This is a genomic window from Phytopseudomonas argentinensis, from assembly GCF_900113905.1.
Classification (GTDB): Bacteria; Pseudomonadota; Gammaproteobacteria; order Pseudomonadales; family Pseudomonadaceae; genus Aquipseudomonas; species Aquipseudomonas argentinensis.
The window spans coordinates 343,815-361,029 of sequence record NZ_FORC01000002.1 but is presented as its reverse complement, the minus strand read 5'-3'; the positions used below and the strand labels follow the sequence as shown (position 1 = coordinate 361,029).

General features: G+C 65.1%; 17 protein-coding genes. 4 read left to right on the top strand and 13 right to left on the bottom strand.

Going from position 1 to position 17,215, the window contains the following annotated elements; genetic code table 11:
- Window positions 1-17: 17 nt before the first annotated feature.
- A complete protein-coding gene (locus BM154_RS10165; RefSeq protein WP_074882859.1) occupies window positions 18-1,022 on the bottom strand; it encodes a TerC family protein in 1,005 nt (334 codons plus the stop codon).
- Between the two features lie 197 nt (window positions 1,023-1,219).
- The gene (locus BM154_RS10160; protein ID WP_074882857.1) at window positions 1,220-2,143 is read right to left on the bottom strand and encodes an AraC family transcriptional regulator; all 924 of its coding nucleotides are present in this window, start codon (window positions 2,141-2,143) and stop codon (window positions 1,220-1,222) included.
- A gap of 238 nt (window positions 2,144-2,381) precedes the next feature.
- Between BM154_RS10160 and BM154_RS10155 the strand changes: the two genes are divergently transcribed.
- The gene (locus tag BM154_RS10155) at window positions 2,382-2,891 is read left to right on the top strand and encodes a nuclear transport factor 2 family protein (RefSeq protein WP_074882855.1); all 510 of its coding nucleotides are present in this window, start codon (window positions 2,382-2,384) and stop codon (window positions 2,889-2,891) included.
- A gap of 128 nt (window positions 2,892-3,019) precedes the next feature.
- The gene (locus tag BM154_RS10150; protein ID WP_074885255.1) at window positions 3,020-3,259 is read left to right on the top strand and encodes an Atu4866 domain-containing protein; all 240 of its coding nucleotides are present in this window, start codon (window positions 3,020-3,022) and stop codon (window positions 3,257-3,259) included.
- 39 nt (window positions 3,260-3,298) lie between these two features.
- Here BM154_RS10150 and BM154_RS10145 read toward each other — a convergent pair whose 3' ends face one another.
- The 7 genes from BM154_RS10145 to BM154_RS10115 form a co-directional block, all read right to left on the bottom strand.
- Window positions 3,299-3,781, bottom strand: a complete 483-nt coding sequence (locus BM154_RS10145; RefSeq protein ID WP_074882853.1) for an OsmC family protein — start codon at window positions 3,779-3,781, stop codon at window positions 3,299-3,301.
- 580 nt (window positions 3,782-4,361) lie between these two features.
- Entirely contained in the window at window positions 4,362-5,654 is a 1,293-nt protein-coding gene (locus tag BM154_RS10140; RefSeq protein ID WP_074882851.1) for a PQQ-dependent sugar dehydrogenase, read from the bottom strand.
- Window positions 5,651-6,079, bottom strand: coding sequence for a DUF2231 domain-containing protein (locus tag BM154_RS10135; protein WP_074882849.1), 429 nt, complete (start codon window positions 6,077-6,079; stop codon window positions 5,651-5,653). The genes BM154_RS10140 and BM154_RS10135 overlap by 4 nt, the downstream gene beginning before the upstream one ends.
- Window positions 6,080-6,368: 289 nt before the next feature.
- Window positions 6,369-7,385, bottom strand: coding sequence for a histone deacetylase family protein (locus BM154_RS10130; protein ID WP_074882846.1), 1,017 nt, complete (start codon window positions 7,383-7,385; stop codon window positions 6,369-6,371).
- 47 nt (window positions 7,386-7,432) lie between these two features.
- A complete protein-coding gene (locus tag BM154_RS10125; protein ID WP_074885252.1) occupies window positions 7,433-8,365 on the bottom strand; it encodes a 2-hydroxyacid dehydrogenase in 933 nt (310 codons plus the stop codon).
- A gap of 4 nt (window positions 8,366-8,369) precedes the next feature.
- Entirely contained in the window at window positions 8,370-9,125 is a 756-nt protein-coding gene (locus BM154_RS10120) for a class II aldolase/adducin family protein (RefSeq protein WP_074882844.1), read from the bottom strand.
- Window positions 9,122-10,432, bottom strand: a complete 1,311-nt coding sequence (locus BM154_RS10115; protein WP_074882842.1) for an MFS transporter — start codon at window positions 10,430-10,432, stop codon at window positions 9,122-9,124. The genes BM154_RS10120 and BM154_RS10115 overlap by 4 nt, the downstream gene beginning before the upstream one ends.
- A 164-nt stretch (window positions 10,433-10,596) precedes the next feature.
- Between BM154_RS10115 and BM154_RS10110 the strand changes: the two genes are divergently transcribed.
- The gene (locus tag BM154_RS10110) at window positions 10,597-11,562 is read left to right on the top strand and encodes a LysR family transcriptional regulator (protein ID WP_074882840.1); all 966 of its coding nucleotides are present in this window, start codon (window positions 10,597-10,599) and stop codon (window positions 11,560-11,562) included.
- A gap of 23 nt (window positions 11,563-11,585) precedes the next feature.
- Here BM154_RS10110 and BM154_RS10105 read toward each other — a convergent pair whose 3' ends face one another.
- A complete protein-coding gene (locus BM154_RS10105; protein ID WP_074882839.1) occupies window positions 11,586-12,242 on the bottom strand; it encodes a hypothetical protein in 657 nt (218 codons plus the stop codon).
- 245 nt (window positions 12,243-12,487) lie between these two features.
- Window positions 12,488-13,618 carry a cysteine desulfurase family protein gene (locus BM154_RS10100; RefSeq protein WP_074882838.1) on the bottom strand — a complete coding sequence of 377 codons (1,131 nt, stop codon included), beginning with the start codon at window positions 13,616-13,618 and terminating at the stop codon, window positions 12,488-12,490.
- Window positions 13,619-13,836: 218 nt separating this feature from the next.
- Here BM154_RS10100 and BM154_RS10095 point away from each other — a divergent pair, with 218 nt between their 5' ends.
- Window positions 13,837-14,298, top strand: a complete 462-nt coding sequence (locus tag BM154_RS10095) for an Lrp/AsnC family transcriptional regulator (RefSeq protein WP_074882836.1) — start codon at window positions 13,837-13,839, stop codon at window positions 14,296-14,298.
- A 39-nt stretch (window positions 14,299-14,337) separates the two neighbouring features.
- Here BM154_RS10095 and BM154_RS10090 read toward each other — a convergent pair whose 3' ends face one another.
- Window positions 14,338-15,705, bottom strand: a complete 1,368-nt coding sequence (locus tag BM154_RS10090; protein ID WP_074882834.1) for a glutamine synthetase family protein — start codon at window positions 15,703-15,705, stop codon at window positions 14,338-14,340.
- A 66-nt stretch (window positions 15,706-15,771) separates the two neighbouring features.
- On the bottom strand, window positions 15,772-17,163 hold the full coding sequence (locus tag BM154_RS10085) for an aspartate aminotransferase family protein (protein ID WP_074882832.1): 1,392 nt from the start codon (window positions 17,161-17,163) through the stop codon (window positions 15,772-15,774).
- Window positions 17,164-17,215: the final 52 nt, after the last annotated feature.

Sequence of the window (17,215 nt, the reverse complement as noted above, 5' to 3'; positions counted from 1 at the left end):
GCCGGGGCGTTGGATCGTCAGTGCGGGGTCTTTTCAGCGTCGAGGACCGGCGGGTCGTTGCGGGTTTTCCACATCGACAGCAGTACGCCACCGATCAGCAGGCCAAGCGTGACGCTCAGGGAAATCACCGGCGGGGTCTTGCCGATGATGCCGACCAGGAAGATCTTGCCGCCGATGAACACCAGCACCAGGGCCAGGGCGTACTTGAGGTAGGCGAAGCGATGGATCATCGCGGCCAGGGCAAAGTACAGCGCGCGCAGGCCGAGGATCGCGAAGATGTTCGAGGTGTAGACGATGAACGGATCCTGGGTGATGGCGAAGATCGCCGGTACGCTGTCGATGGCGAATACCAGGTCGGCACACTCGATCAGCACCAGCGCCAGGAACAGCGGCGTGGCCCAGCGCACCATGTTGCCGTTGGCATCGGGCTGACGCACGAAAAAGCGGCCTTCGTGCAGGCGGTCGGTAACCCGCATGCGTTTGCGCACGAACTTGATCAGCTTGTTTTCAGACAGATCCGGGTGGTCGTCGACCTTGCTGAACAGCATCTTCACGCCGGTCAGCAGCAGGAAGGCGCCGAACACGTAGAGGATCCAGCTGAATTGCGCGATCAGCGCGGCGCCCAGGCCAATCATGATCGCACGCAGTACGATCACCCCGAGAATGCCCCAGAACAGCACCTCGTGCTGGTATTTACGCGGGATGGCCAGGAAGCTGAAGATCATCGCCATCAGGAACACGTTGTCCATCGACAACGATTTCTCGATCAGAAAGCCGGTATAGAAATCCATACCCGAGGTGGCGCCCTTCATGTGCCAGACCCACAGGCCGAACAGCAGGCCCGCGGTGATATAGCCACCGGACAGCAGCAGGCTTTCCTTGACGCCGATTTCGCGATGCTCACGGTGCAGCACCCCGAGGTCGAAGACCAGCAGGCTGACGACGATGGTGATGAAGATGAGCCAGAACCAGGCAGGTGTGCCGAGGAAGTCGGCGGTGAGGAACGGTACTAGGGTGCTCATGAGCCCCTCCTAAGTCAGAGTTGTACAAACTGCAACTCCGACATGGCAGCCTGGTAGCTGTCAGAGGGGCCCGGCGTCGCAGCGCCAATCTAGCAGGCGCTGCGGGGTTCTCAAGTGGCGACTCGTTGCAAATTATAACGAGGCGAACACTCGGGAAATTCGCTTAAAAGTTCCCATCAGGCGAGAAATAAGTTGTTTCAGGCGCTTTCTCGAATTGCGTCGGGCTTGTCGCCCGGCGCCCACGCACTGCCCCGCAGGCGGCTGGCGTCCCTGGCTGGCGGCAGGCCGAACATACGCACATAATCGCGACTGAATTGCGAAGGGCTTTCGTAGCCCACACGGTAGCCGGCGCCCGCGGCATCCAGCGCGTCGGCGACCATCAGGCGGCGGGCCTCCTGCAGGCGCAAGTGGGTGCGGAATTCCAGCGGGCTCATGGCGGTGACCGCCTTGAAGTGGGCGTGGAAGGTGGAGCGGCTCATGCCAGCGATATCGGCCATATCGTCGATCCGGCAGGCCTCGGCGTAATGGCCGCGTAACCAGACAATGGCCTTGGCAATCTGGCTCAGGCGACTGTCGGCCTTGACCATTTGCCGCACCATGGCCCCGCCGCTGCCGATCAGCAGCCGGTAGAGGATCTCGCGCACCGTAAGCGGCGCCAGCTCGGCGATATCGCCAGGCGCATCCAGCAGGCTGGCGAGCCGGGCGGCGGCATCGAGCAGCTCAGGCGTGGTCTCGCCCAGCTGGATACCGGCTGCGGGCGCGCCGTCCTTGTCGTCTGCCGGGTAACGCAGAGCCAGGTCACTGAGCACTGTCATGTCCAGATCGACCACCAGGCACAGGTAGGGCCTCTCTTCGCTCGCCTCGATCACCGAGCCCATGACCGGAACGTCCACGGAGGCGATCAGGTAGTTCGCCGCATCGTAGACATAGGTCGTGGTGCCAGCCGTCACCTGTTTGCGGCCCTGGACGATCAGGCAAAGGGTCGGCTCGTAGACCACCGGCATCGGTACCGTCGGCGTGGCGGAGCGCACCAGGGCGATGCCCGGAATCGGCGTCGGCTGGATGCCGTCCCTCGGCGTATGACGACCGATGATCTGTACCAGCTTGTCCAGCGAATCCATGGCTTCTCCTCTGCGCAACCAGGGTTTTACAAGGTTTTTCAAGCGGATGATCGGATAAGTATCCGCGACGATCCGGTTACGAACACAGAGTGCCGCACCGGCAGACTCGTTCACGACAGATCGGCAGCCAGGCCATCTTTACCGCCCAGCGAGCAGGTGCAGGCCTGGCAACGAGCCCGAGCCAGCATAGGCCAGGCATGCCGATCAGGCAGACCAAACCACAAGAGAGACTCCAGCCATGCGTATTGCAACCCTGCGTAACACCCGCGCCGCGGGCCTTTGCGGAGCCCTGCTGTTCGGCGCCCTGGTGCCGGGCCTGGCCCAGGCCGACGCGAATATCGAGGCCCGCAACAAGCAGGCGGTCAGCCAGGCCTTCGAGCGCTGGGCGGCCGGCGGCACCACGTTCTTCAGCGACATCCTGACGCCCGATGTGGTGTGGACCATCAAGGGCTCGGGCCCCAGCGCCGGCGTTTATCGCGGCGTGGACGCCTTCGTGGCCAAGGCAGTTCAGCCCTTCGCCGCCCGCCTGTCCACACCGGTACGGCCGGTCAGCAAGCAGGTGTGGGCCAATGGTGACCACGTGATCATCCAGTGGGACGGCGCCGGCATGGCCCGCGATGGCCAGCCCTATCGCAACAGCTACGCGTGGATCTTCCGCATGCGCGACGGCAAGGCCTACGAGGTGTCGGCCTACCTCGACCTGCCGGCCTATGACGATGTGCTGCAACGCATCCCCGACCCGGCATGACCGCCATGAACTGCCAGGCAACCTGCCTGCGCACCCTGCTGCTGGGCGCACTCTCTCTGGCAGCACCCGGCGCGGTGCTCGCCTCCCAGCCAACCACTGCGGCCACGCCGCCCAGCCAGGAGAAAACCATGTCTGAGCATCCCTACGTGGGCATGTGGGTCACCGACGACGGCCAGATCCGCCACGAACTACTGCCAGACAACCGCTACGACGAAGCACGTGGCACAAGGGAAAGCGCCTATCAGGGTCGATACGAGGTGAACGGCACGCATATCGACTACTGGGACGACACCGGTTTCACTGCCGATGGCGAGTTCGTCGATCAGGATACGCTGCACCACGGCGGCATGATCTTGCGCCGCCGCTAGCCAAATGCAGGCCGCCTTACAAGGGCGGCCTAGCCATTTTCAGCCGGTGGTGTCGATCAGCAGCTCGGGTTCGTGGCTGACCGGGAAATTCATCGAGCGGGCGATAAAGCACATTTCATGAGCCTGATGATGCAGCGCGCGGGCCTTTTGCAGATCGCTTCCGGCAGCCAGGGTCACCCTGGGCCGCAGCACCACCGAGGTGAATTGCCCGGCTCCATCGGCCTGTTCGAGCATCGCGCCCTGGGCGTTGTCCTCGTAGGCGGTCACCACCACGCCAGCCCCAGCGCAAAGGCCCAGGTACCAGAGCTTGTGGCAGGCGGACAACGACGCCACCAGCAGTTCCTCGGGGTTCCAGCGTGCCGGATCACCGCGAAAATTCGGGTCGGATGAGCCGTCGATGGGCGCCTTGCCCTGCGCCTCGATGCTGTGCGCCCGGCTGTAGCCGCGATGGGACACGGTGCCGCTGCCCTCGTTACCGGTCCAGGTCACGCGCACGTCGTAGTGATGCTGCTTTTCCGCCATTTGATGCCCCTTGAATGATCGTCAATCTGCTCGGCGAGCCTAGGGTCTGTTGCCGTTTCACGCACGGCCGCGCCGGAGCCCGTTTTGTCGCGAGGTAAGGGCCGCGCCCGCTCCCGGCGGGCTTGCGGCATTTCCCACATCCATGTGGGTCACACAGCCGCGAAGTTTAGCTGGCTAAATGAGCCGGCGAGAAACGCAGCATCGCGACAAAACAGGCCCGGCCTACGGGTTGTGCGGGAAATCTCGCCATGCGTCGTTGGAGGACTTGGCAAGGGAACAACCATTACCTGCGTCCTCCGCCTAGCCTGGCGAGATTTCTCGCGACAACGCGGCTCGCGTTGAAACGGCAACAGACCCTAGCGCTTTCGCGCGCCCGACGGTTGTACGTTTCGCTGATTTTCGGGCAGCCAAAGGCACTCTGTTCGCTCTTCGATCGAGGGGAGTGCATGACGACAAAAGCACTGACATTGCATCAGTACGGAGCTTGCGACGATAGAGCAGTTACCGGGCGCCGGCCTGGATGATCAGCGCCCGATAACCGCAGCGTCTCGGGGCGGCTGCCCGCCCCGAGACGTCTGGATCACTGGTCGCGCGTCACCCGCCAGATGGTGTTGGACAGGTCATCGGCGATGATCAGCGCCCCTTTCGGGTCGACCGTCACGCCCACCGGGCGGCCGCGGGTCTTGCCATCCTCGCCACGGAAACCGGTGGCGAAGTCGATGGGCTCACCGGCTGGGCGGCCATCGGCGAAGGGCACGAAGATCACCTTGTAGCCCACCGGGTTGTCGCGGTTCCAGCTGCCGTGCTCGCCGACGAATACGCCGTTGGCGAACTGCTCGCCCATCTCCGGGATGGAGAAGTCCACGCCCAGTGCCGCCACGTGGGACCCCAAGGCGTAGTCCGGCTTGATGGTGATGTCGACCATTTCCGGCTTGTGCGGCTGCACGCGGGTGTCGGCATTCGGGCCCCAGTAGGCATACGGCCAGCCATAGAACTTGCCCTCCTGCACCGAGGTCAGGTAGTCGGGCACCAGATCCGGGCCCAGCTCGTCACGCTCGTTGACCACGGCCCACAGCTGGCCGGTTTCCGGCTGGATGGTCAGTGCAGTCGGGTTGCGCAGGCCGGTCGCATAGGGCTTGTGCATGCCGCTCGCGGCGTCGATCTGCCAGACCAGCGCGCGGTCGGCTTCGACCTCCATGCCGCGCTCGCCGATGTTGCTGTTCGAGCCGATGCCGACGTACAGGTAACGGCCATCGGGGCTGATGGTCATCGCCTTGGTCCAGTGGTGGTTGATCTCTTTCGGCAGGTCGGTGACCTTGGTCGGCGCGCCGCTGGCCTGGGTCTGGCCGTCCTGGTAGTCGAAGCGCACCACGGCGTCCTGATTGGCCACGTACAGGTTGCCCTCGTGGAAGGCCAGGCCATAGGGCGCGTTGAGGTTCTCGGCGAACACCGTCTGGGTTTCGTAAGTGCCGTCACCGTCGGCGTCGCGCAGCAAAGTCAGGCGGTTACCGCCTTTGACCTTGGTATTGCCCTGGGCCTTGATGTAGCTGGCGATCACGTCCTTGGGCTTGAGCTTGGCGGCGTTGCCGCCACGCCCTTCGGCCACCAGGATGTCGCCATTGGGCAGCACCAGGGTCTGGCGCGGAATCTTCAGGTCGGTGGCGATCGCGGTGATGCTGAAACCGTCCGGCACCGCGGGCTTTTTATCGCCCCACTCGGCCGGTTCGGCGATCTTCATGCTCGGCAACAGGCCGCGTTGCGGTTCCGGCAGCTTGGGATCGGGACCGCGCTCGATGGTGGAGTCCGCTTCGCCGCCACAGGCGCCGAGCAGCAGCGCCATGCTCAGGGTGGTCAGTGCGCCTGCAGTTCTCATCGCTCACCTCCCGTACGCAGGTTGCTAAGGCCCAGCCAGGCCGTGATCACCGCCAGCACGGCGACGATGGCCGACAGCACCAGGCCGGTGGGCATTACTGCCCAGGCGTCCTTGGCGTGCTCGAAGGCGTTGATCAAGCCGAGTACCCAGGTGACCAGCAGCAACAGGAAATACAGCAACGGGCGACCGGCCTTGCGCTCGGCACCGACCAGGTTGGCCAGGGCGAACAACAGCGCCAGACCGGCGAACAGCAGCCCGCCAGCGATCAACCAGGCCGCGAAGTTGGCCCACTGGATCTGGAAGCTGTTGTAGTAGGCGATATCGCTGAGCAGCGCGCCGAGAAACAGCGGAACGGTGCCGGCCAGCAGCATCGCGTGCAGCGGCCCTGGCCTGTATCGGTAGTCGGGGTGAGTGGTAACGGTCACGGTGGCTCCTTAACGTTATCGTTCAGCGATTGCGGTGCTGACCGTCGGCGAAGGCACCGGTCGGTCAGGCTCGCGCTGACTGCGCATAGGGGAAGATTGCGCGACGAGAACGTTAGTTCACCTCCATTTCCGGTCGGAAATATCCTGCAAAATCCGCCGTTGCTCGGCTTCTGCCGATCGAGGGAGCGCCACGAAACCCCCCACCAGTAACGCTGCATCATCGGCGCGTGAGAATAACGCTCCTTGCAAGGCGTCTGCGCGAACACGCGGCTGACGCCTTGCAGGCGGATCAACCAAGCAGCCCCTTGAAGAACCGCGCGGCATTCTCGTCCAACGTGGCGATATCGTAACCGCCCTCCTGCACCACCACGCAGGGCAGGCCCAGAGCGCGGATACGCCGGCCCAGTTGCTCGAAACCAGCGTGGCTGACCGCGACCTTGGCCTGCGGGTCGTTCTCGTAGATATCGAAACCCAGCGACAGCACCAGCACCTGCGGCGCGAAGTCGATGATCGCCTGCTCGGCCTGGCTCAGGTAAGCGAAAAAATCCGCCTCGCTGGCGCCATGGGGCATCGGCAGATTGAGGTTGTAGCCCAGGCCGGCACCCGCGCCGCGCTCGTCATCGAAGCCGGCCACCACCGGGTAGAAGTTGGTGGGGTCGCCGTGGATGGAAACGTACTGCACGTCGTCGCGCTCGTAGAAGATCTCCTGGATGCCCTGGCCATGGTGCATGTCGGTGTCGAGGATGGTGACCCGCTGGAAGCTGGCGCGCAGCACCTGGGCAGCAATGGCCGCATTGTTCAGAAAGCAGAAGCCGCCAGCCGCCTCGGCCCGCGCGTGGTGGCCCGGCGGGCGGCACAGCGCATAGGCCTGGGGCTCGCCATCGCGTACCGCCAGGGCGGCGGCAACGGCGGCCTGGGCCGACCAGTAGGCGGCCGTCCAGGTGTGCTCGCCGATCGGGCAACTGCCGTCGGCCAGGTAACGCGCGGTCTTGCCGAGAATGCCGCGCAGCGGGTTGTTCTCGCGGATGAAGATGTTCGACATCACCTCGTCGCCCCAGTCCTCGTCGACCTCGTGCCACTGGGCGTAGGCACTCTGCAGGTAATCCAGATAGGCGTCGCTGTGCACCGCGCGCAGCGGCGCGAGGCCGTGGTCCGCCGGTTCGCTGACCGTGAAACCGAGCTGGCGGGCCATGGTCAGCAGCGGGTCGATGCGTGCAGGGATTTCCTGGGGCTCGCGCATCTGCCCACGGGACAGGTAGCTGCGCGGGTGATGCAGGCGTTGCTGAGGATGGAAAAAGGTTTTCATGGCGATTATCCGTAGTCGTGGCCGACGGGCGCGCGCCCGTCGGCGATTCAGTAACCCAGTTCGGGATCGACTTGATGGTTCAGCGGCAGGCCGGCCCGCAGGCGCTGCAGGTTGTCGGCGATCTGCCGGGCGATACAGGCGTCGGATGCCGCAGACGCCATGTGCGGGGTGATCCACACGCCGGGCGCCTGCCAGAGCGGCGAGTCGCGGTGCAATGGCTCGCTGGCGAATACATCCAGCAACGCGCCACGCAGCTGACCGCTGGCCAGCGCGTCGAGCAGATCGGCCTCGACCAGGTGCTCACCGCGGCCGCAGTTGATCAGCGCCGCGCCCTGGGCCATATGCCCGAACAGTTCGCGGTTGAGCAGGCCGCGTGTGGTGGCGGTCAGTGGTAGCAGGTTGACCAGCAGGTCCAGGCCGTCGAGAAAGCCGGGCAATGCCCCATCACCGGCAAAAGTGGCGATGCCGTCCAGCTCGCGCGCTGTGCGCGCCCAACCGCGCACTCCATAGCCGGCCTGGGCCAGCCGCGCGGCCACCGGCGTGCCGATGGCGCCCAGGCCCATCACGCCGACCCGATAATCCCGCGCAGCGCGCTGCACCGGCCGCTGCCATTGCTGGCCAGCACGGCCATTGAGAACCTGGTCGAAACCGCGGTGAAAATGCAGCACGCCCCAGTGCACGTATTCGGCCATGCCCAGCGAGTGATCGGGATCGACCACCCGACACACGGGAAGCCCGGCAGGCCGGGAGCGATCATGCTCGAGGTGGTCCACGCCCGAGCCGATCGAGTGGATCAGCCGCAACCCCGGCAAGCGACCCAGGCTACCCTCGGCGGGGTACCAGCAGACCGCCACCTCGGCCCGCTCGGCGCCAGGGTCATGCGGGCGCAGCACCTTGAGCTCGGGCGCATGGCAGGCGAACACACCGGCGAGCCAGTCCTCGAGCGGCTGCTCGCGGCATAGCAACACGACGCTGGGCATGGGTTCAGCGGCACCAGTCATCGCGCTGCTCCTCGATCAGGCTCAGGGCGGCCTGCCAGGCCAGGTCGATGATGCCGTCGATGCCATCGCGGGCGAACTGAGCGGCGGTATGCCGACAGACTTCCTCACTGGGGATATTCAGCGCCACGCCTGCCGACATCGCCTGAATCTGCGCCTGGCAGGCGCGCTCCAGGAAATATATCTCGTGAAAGGCATGGGCCACGCTCTGCCCGCCTGCCAGCAGGCCGTGGTTGCGCAGAATCATCGCCCTGTGGCTGCCCAGGTCCGCCACCAGGCGCACGCGCTCTTCGAGCGACAGGGCGATGCCTTCGTAGGTGTGATACGCCAGGTTGCCGTAAAACTTCAGCGCATGCTGGGTCAGTGGCAGCAGGCCGTCACGCTGGGCCGCCACGGCCATGCCGGCGGCAGTATGGGTGTGCACGATGCAGCACATGTCCGGGCGGGCCTCGTGGATCGCCGAATGGATGACGAAACCGGCAGCGTTGACCCGTCGCTCGCCGCTCAGGCGATCCACCACATTGCCGTGCAGGTCGATCAGCACCAGGTCGCTGGCACGCATCCTCTCGAACGCCACGCCGTAGCGGTTGATCAGAAAATGATGCTCGGGGCCCGGCACCCGCAACGTGATATGGGTGTCGATCAGGTCGGTCATGCGGTAATAGGCGATCAGCCTGTACAGGGCGGCCAGGTCGCAGCGCGCCTGCCATTCGGCGTCGCTGATGATCTCGGGTTTGCTCATGGGGTCACGACCTCCGGGTTGGACGGGCTGAGGGTGTGGCGCTGGGACCGCAGGTGGGCCAGGCCGATCACGCCGACCAGCGACATGAACGCGAGCACGCTGAAGAACAGCGCCAGCGGCAGCCATTGACCGGCGAACTGCCCGGCCAGGTAGGTGCCGATCAGCGGCGTGAGGCCGCCGGTCAGGCCACTGCCCAGCTGATAGGCGATGGAAATGCCCGAGTAACGCACCTGGGCCGAAAAGGCCTCGGCCATATAGCCGGCGATCGCCGAATACAGGGCTGCCAGCAGCAACACCGCCAGGGCGATGCCGGCGGTCATGTAGACCAGGTTGCCGGTCTGCACGAGCAGGAACATCGGGTACGGCACCAGCATGCACAGCGCCGCCACCCACTTCAGGAAGCGCCCCTCACCGAAGCGCTCGGCCAGCAGCGCCGAACACGGCTGGGAGAGGAACTGCAGGATGGTGACCAGGAACAGGCAGTCGAGAATGGTCGACTTGGAGATGCCCTGGTATTGCGTCACGTAGGTGATCATGAAGGTGTTGGTGAAAAAGAAGCCGCCCGAGCCGATGGTCACCGCCGCCGCGGCGAACAGGATCTGCCGCCAGTTGTGGCGCAGCACGTCCTTGACCGGGCTCCTGGAGGTCTGCTTCTGCTCCTTGATCTTGGCGAACTCCGGCGACTCCGGCACGCCGAAGCGAATCGCCAGGCCCACCAGCATCAGCACGCCGCTGAGCAGGAACGGCACGCGCCAGCCCCAGCTCATCAACGCCTCCTGGTCCATCTCGCTGATGGCGCGAAAGGCGATCAGTGCCAGCAGCAGGCCCGCCGGGCTGCCCAGCTGGGCGAAGGAAGCAAAGAACACCTTGCGGCCCTTGGGTGCGTGTTCACTGGCCATCAGCACCGCGCCGCCCCACTCGCCGCCCACCGAGATGCCCTGCAGGAAACGCAGCGCCACCAGGCCGACCGGCCCCCAGATGCCGGCCTGGGCATAGGTCGGCAGCAGGCCGATGCAGGTGGTGGCCCCGCCCATCAGCACCATGGTGAACAGCAGCATCTTCTTGCGCCCCAGGCGGTCGCCCAGGTGGCCGAACACCACGCCGGCGAACGGCCGAGCGATAAAGCCGACGGCGAAGGTGGCGAACGCCGCCATGGTGCTCAGCACCGCGTTGTCGCTGGGGAAGAACAGCTGCCCGAGCACCAGCGCGGCGGCGAAGGCGTAGATGTAGAAGTCGTAGAACTCGATGGTGGTGCCGATAAAGGCAGCCGCCGCAGCACGGCGCGGCGTGGAGGTAGGGGTGGTCATCGCAGGCTCCCGGATTCGTTTTTATAGGCAGGAGAAAAGGCATATCCCCGGTAGGGATCAATCGCACTCTGGCGGTGCATTGCCAGATCATGCCCCCGACCCTATGCTAAGCAAAGCTTCTAATTTCAATACTCAAGTATAAGAAAAATGGATACTTGAACAGCATGAGCACTGGCCACCGCGACGCCGAGGCGCGCCGTTTTCTCAATGACCGGCTGGACTGGAACCTGCTGCGCACCTTTCTGGTTATCGGCCAGGAAGGCAGCATCAGCCGCGCCGCCGCGCGCCTGCACCTGAGCCAGCCGGCCGTGAGCCAGGCGCTCAAGCGCCTGGAAGAGCAGCTGGAAAGCGCCCTGGTGATTCGCAGCGGGCCGCGCATCACCCTGTCCAAGGCAGGTGAGGAAGTGCTGCAGATCGCCGCCGAGCTGTACGGCACCGTGTCGCGCCTCGGCCCGGCCCTCGACGCGCCAGAGGAAACCGTCGCCGGCAAGATCCGCATGCTGATGATCAGCCGCATCGAGTCTCACTTCTACGACGACTTCCTGGCCAATTTTCACGTCGATTACCCGCGGGTCGAATTCGAGTTCGACGTGCTGCGCAGCTCCGACGTGGTCAGCGCGCTGCTGCAGAAGACCGCCTCCTTTGGCCTGAGCCTGTGCCGCACGCCGCAGCCACGCCTGGAGCAACGGGTGATGCTCCAGCAGCGCTACGCGTTCTTCTGCGGCAAGCGCCACGCTCTGTTCGGGCGCAACGACCTGAAGCTGGCGGATCTGAAAAGCGAGAACTTCGTGAGTTTCACCAGCGACCAGATCGGCGGCAACCTGTCGCCGCTGACCGTCTTCCGCGACCAGCAGGGCTTCACTGGGCGTATCGTGGCGTCCTCGCCCAGTCTCGACGAAATCCGCCGCCTGGTCGCCGCCGGCTACGGCATCGGCTGCCTGCCGGAGCATATCGTCGCCAAGGACGTGCAGGCCGGCGAGGTGTGGCGCCTGCCGCCAGCGGAGGGGGTGATCGACGTGAATGTCTACCTGTTGTGGAACCGCGACCAGAAACGCACCCATGCCGAGGCGGTGTTTCTGGAGCGCTTCGAGCAGGCGCTGCTGGCCACCGACGTGCGCAACAGGTTCTGAGGCGGGCAACGCCCGCCAATGGCTCAGTCCGCCGAGGGCGCGCCGTAGCGCCAGCGGATGAAGTGATGCAGGGTCAGCAGGCCGCAGATGATCACCAGCGGAATCAGCAGCACGCCGGAGAGCACCGATCCCCACCAGGCCACGCCGGTCTCCCAGGTTCGGCCCTTGCCGGGGGCCACGAAAACCAGCCGGGTGGCGACTTCGCCAAAGCGCGCATCGGGGTCGAGCACCTGCACCTGCAGCCGGTAATCACCCGGTTGCATGGGGATGCGCGCCACCGCGCGGGTGATCTCGTCGCTGCCATAGCTGGTCAGCTCGTCGCCCAGCGAACCCTGCCCTGCGGACACTAGTTCGCCGGCCGGAGACAGCAGCTTCCAGGCCAGGGTCAAGGGCGCCGGCGGGTACTCGACCCATTGCTCGTTCTCCCAGATCGGCCCGCCGGACAGCTTGCGCACCGTGAACAGCGGCAGCTCGCCCGTGGAGAACACAACGGCCAGGGTGTCGAACTCGAGCGTGCGCACCTTGACCGGCAACTCGACGGTTTCACCCTTGTCGAGGCGCACCGGCGCGTCGAGCGGCAAGGTGGTCGCCCAGACGAAGAACAGCCGCAGCGCGACAACCAGCAGCAACAGACTCAAGCCCGCGCTGCCCCACAGAACCGCTTTACCCTTGTGACTCAATGTCGACTCCTACTGCCGCTGCGAAAACACCAGCGCAAGGCTACTCGATAAGCCCGCTTGGATTCACCTGCGCCAATGCGTCGCACCCTGCTACGCCACCGCAAATGGGCCAGGCCGCAAAAGTTTCGTGAATATTGCCGCTCATGTTAACTGCCGCTCTTGCGCCGACAACGCAACGGACGCCACGAAGCAAAGCCATGCTCAAACGCAGCGCGCAACCTGCTACTGGTTGGCCTGTAAACCGCCTACTGCGGCAAGCACTGGCGAATGGCCTCGATGGCCGCCTCGACATCCTCGAGGGTGGTGTAGCGCCCCAGGCTCAGGCGGATGCTGCGATACGCCTGGGTAGCGTCCAGCCCCAGCGCCAGCAGCACGTGGGAAGGCGCGCTGCTGGCCGAATTGCACGCCGAGGTGGAGGAGAACGCCAGGCTGCCGCTGAGGCTCTCGACGTTGAACCAGGGGTGGTCGATGCACAGGTTGAGGGTGTGCGGTACCCGCTGCCTGGCACAACCGTTGAGACGCACGCAGGGCAGGCTCGACAGGCCTTCGCGAAGCTGCTCGGCGAGCCCGGCGATACGCCGGTTTTCCTCTTCCATCACCTCGCCCGCCCGTGCGAACGCACTGCCCATGCCGACGATCTGGTGGGTAGCCAGGGTGCCGGAGCGCAGCCCCTGCTCATGGCCGCCACCATGGATCTGCGCCTGGATCAGCCCACGCGCGCGCTCACCCACGTAGAGCGCGCCGATGCCTTTGGGGCCATACGTCTTGTGCGCCGAGAACGACATCAGGTCCACCGCCAGGCTGGCCAGGTCGATCACCACCTTGCCGGTGGCCTGGGCGGCGTCCACATGAAACAGCGCACCGCGCTGCCGCACCAGCGGGCCAATCGCGGCGATATCGGTGAGGGTGCCCAGCTCGTTGTTGACGCACATCAGTGACACCAGCAGGGTGTCGTCACGCAACGCCGCCGCCACGGCCTCGGGCTGGATCAGGCCCTCGCCGTCCGGCTGCAGCCAAGTCACCTCGAAGCCGTCGAGCTCCAGCTGCCGGGCGGTATCCAGCACCGCCTTGTGTTCCAGGCTGCTGGTGACGATATGCCGGCGCCCCTGCGCCGCGGCCGCCACGCCCTTGAGCGCCAGGTTGTTGGATTCGGTGGCACCGGATGTCCACACCAGGTTGTCGGCGCTGGTACCGACCAGTTCGGCGACCTGCCGGCGCGCCTTTTCCACCGCGCGGCGCGCGCGCTGGCCGAACGAATGCGAGGCCGACGCCGGATTGCCGAAGTTGGTCTCGCGCCCCATATGGGCCAGCATGTCCTGGATTACGCCATCGTCGATAGGCGTGGTGGCGGCGTAGTCGAAATAGCGCTCTGTCATGGGATAACGGCCTTGCGGGTCGAAGAGGTGCCGTCCGTAACGGCGGGTCAGAGCGAATATGCTAAGAGAAGGCCGCAAGAAATAATTTGATATTTGGCGGCCAGCAGCAGGCAAATACGCAACTGCATTCCATCAAAGGCCATAATCATGAAAAATATTTCCATGATTATCCGATCGCGTGCTTTTCTTATTCCACGATCATCTTAACGGGGCACATCATGGACAAGTTCGACCACGCCATCCTCGGTCTCCTGCAGCACGACTGCACTCTCGCCCTGGGCGAGCTGGCCGAGCGCGTGGGCCTGAGCAACACCGCCTGCTGGCGGCGCATCCAGAAGCTCGAGGAAAGCAAGGTGATCCGCGCCCGCGTGGCGCTGCTCGAGCCGCGCCAGGTCGGTGTACCGGTCACGGTATTCGCCTTCGTGCGCACCAATCAGCACAATGCCGACTGGCTCAAGCAGTTCCACCAGAAGGTGGCCGCCATCGACGAGGTGGTGGACTTCTACCGGCTGGCCGGGGTGACCGATTACCTGCTGCGCGTGGTGGTGCCGGACATCGAAGGCTACGACGCCGTTTACAAGCGGCTGATCGGGATTCCCGGCATCGCCGACGTCAGCTCCAGCTTCGCCATGGAACGCATCAAGTCGACCACCGCCCTGCCCTTGCCTGCCAGCTTCTGACGCCGCCGCCCCATAATCCGGGTCACCCGGCTATCGTACTCAGGCGTGGTTCAGGTACCAGCGCCAGTCCTGCTCGCCGACCTCGCCCATGAACTGCCTGTACTCGGTTTTCTTGATCGCCAGGAATACCTTGAGGAACTCCTCGCCCAGGGCTTGGCGAGCCCAGCTCGATCCTTCCAGGGCGCGCAGTGCGGTGAGCCAATCGGTGGGCAGGAATTCGGTGGCCTGTTCGTAGCCGTTGCCGACGATGGCGGCGCCCGGGTCGATCTGTTCGCGAATACCGTGGTGGATGCCGGCGAGAATCGCCGCGGCCGCCAGGTAGGGGTTGGCGTCGGCGCCACAGATGCGATGTTCGATATGACGGCTGACGGCCGGGCCACCTGGCACGCGGAACGACACGGTGCGGTTGTTCACCCCCCAGCTCTTGGCCAGTGGCGCATAACTGTTGGCCTGGAAGCGGCGGAACGAGTTGGCGTTGGGGCAGAAGATCGCCAGCGAATCGAGCAGCGTGGCCATCATGCCGCCGATGGAGTGACGCAGCAGCGGTGTGCCCTGCGGGTCTTCACTGGCGTACAGGTTGTTGCCCTGCTCATCGGCCAGGCTGACGTGCATGTGCATGCCGCTGCCGGCCAGATCGCCGAACGGCTTGGCCATGAAGCAGGCCTGCAACCCATGCTTGTTGGCCACGCCCTTGACCAGGCGCTTGTAGCGAATGCCCTCGTCGACGGCTTGCAGCGCGTCAAAACGGTGCTCCAGGGTCAGCTCGAGCTGGCCCGGCGCGTATTCGGAAATCGCCGTGCGTACCGGTAGGCCCTGGGCTTCGCAGGCCGCGTACAGGTCGTCGAGGAACGGCTGCACCTGCTCCAGCTCGTACACGCCGTACACCTGCGGAGCCTCGGGGCGCACGCCGTTCATCTGCACCGCCGGTTGCGGGCGGCCGTTGGCGTCGCGCTGCTTGTCGAGCAGGTAGAACTCCAGTTCCACGGCCATCACCGGATGCAAGCCGTCGGCCTTGAGGCGCTCGATCACCCGCACCAGGGCGTGGCGCGGATCGGCCGGGGCAGCCGGCAGCCCCTGGGTCGGGTGCATGCTTACCTGCAACTGCCCGGTGGGCGTGCTGCGCCAGGGCTGCAGGGTAAGGCTGCCGGGCAGCGGGTAGGTCCAGCAGTCGGCGTCGGCCACTTCCCAGACCAGGCCGGTGGCTTCGACGTCTTCCCCCTGCATGGTCAGGGCCAGGATCGAGCTGGGCAGCGGGCGGCCATTCTGGTAGATCGCCAGCAGCTCTTCACGGTGCAGCAGCTTGCCACGCGGAATGCCGTTGGCATCGATCAGCATCAGCTCGATGCTGCGCACCTCGGGGTGGGCGGCGAGAAAGTCGCGGGCTTCCTGGATGTCGGCGAATTGCATGATCAGTACTCGTAAGGGATTGCGGGAAACACCGGCGTGATCTCCAGGACCAGGCCGGTCGATTGGTCAGGCACGGGCACCTGGGATCGCCAGCAGCTCGGTCAGCCCTTCATCGAGGGTGGCGAGCAGCGTGTCGACGTCGGCGGCAGTGGTGTCCGGGCAGCACAGGGTCATGTTGTGGAACGGCGTGATGAGGATGCCACGGTTGATCAGGTACAGGTGCAGGGCCATCTGCAGGCTGTCATGGAAGGCCGCTTCGGCCTCGGCACCGGTTTTCGGCGAGGTGGCGCAGAACTGGAATTCGCAGCGCGCACCCAGCTCGGTCACTGACCAGTTCAGGCCATGCTTGCTGATCAGCCCGCGCAGGCCGTCGGCCAGGCGTGCGGCCAGCGGCAACATGTGATCGTAGGCCGCGGGCGTCATCACCTGTTCGAGGTTCACCCGCATGCAGCGCATGGCCAGGGCGTTTGCCGACAGCGTGGTGCCCATGCCGCTGTGGCCATGGCCGCTGCTGGTTTCGCTGGCGTGTTGCTGGGCCAGGCGCATGGCCTGGGCCATTTCGTGGCTGCAACCGTATACCGAGCACGGCACGCCGCCGGCGATCGGCTTGCCGAGGGTGATGAAGTCCGGTTTGAGGTTCCAGGCTTTGGTGCAGCCGCCGGCACCGGTGGAGATGGTGTGGGTTTCATCGATGATCAGCAGGCTGCCGTACTGCTTGCTCAACTCGCGGACCTTGTCCATGAAGCCCGGCTCGGGCAATACCATGCCGATATTGGTCATCGCCGGTTCGCAGAGAATCGCTGCCACGTCACCCTGGGCGAGCGCCGCTTCGAGCGTGGCGACATCGTTGAACGGCACGGCGCGGCTGGTCTTGGCCAGATTGCGGGCCTGACCGATCAGGCCGCCGCGGTGCACGGTGCGGCCTTCCTTGCAGCGCACCATCACGTCGTCGACGGTGCCGTGGTAACAGCCGTCGAACACCAGCAGCACCTTGCGGTTGGTGATCGCACGGGCCCAGCGAATCACGAAGCGGTTGGCGTCGGTGGCGGTGGTCGCCACCTGCCAGAACGGCAGGCCGAAGCGCTCGGCGAGCAGTTCGCCGGCGATGATCGCGTCTTCGCCGGGCAGCATGGTGGTCAGGCCGTTGGCGCCCTGCTCGGCGATGGCCTTGGCTATCGGATCCGGCGAATGACCGAACATGCTGCCGGTGTCGCCCAGGCAGAAGTCGATGTACTCGTGGCCGTCGACGTCATGGAAGCGCGCGCCCTTGGCATGGCTGACGAACAGCGAGCTGGGCATCGACCAGTCGCTCATCCAGTGCATGGGGACGCCGCCGAACAGGGACTTGCGCGCGCGCTTGGCCAGCTCGACGGATTTCGGGTTGCGTTGCAGGAAATGCTCGCGCTCACGGGCGGCGAAGGTTTCCAAGGCTTTATCATTGATGCCACTCGGGTACATGGGAAGGCTCCTGTTGTTGTCAATTGGGTCAGCGCAACACTTAGCAGGCCGT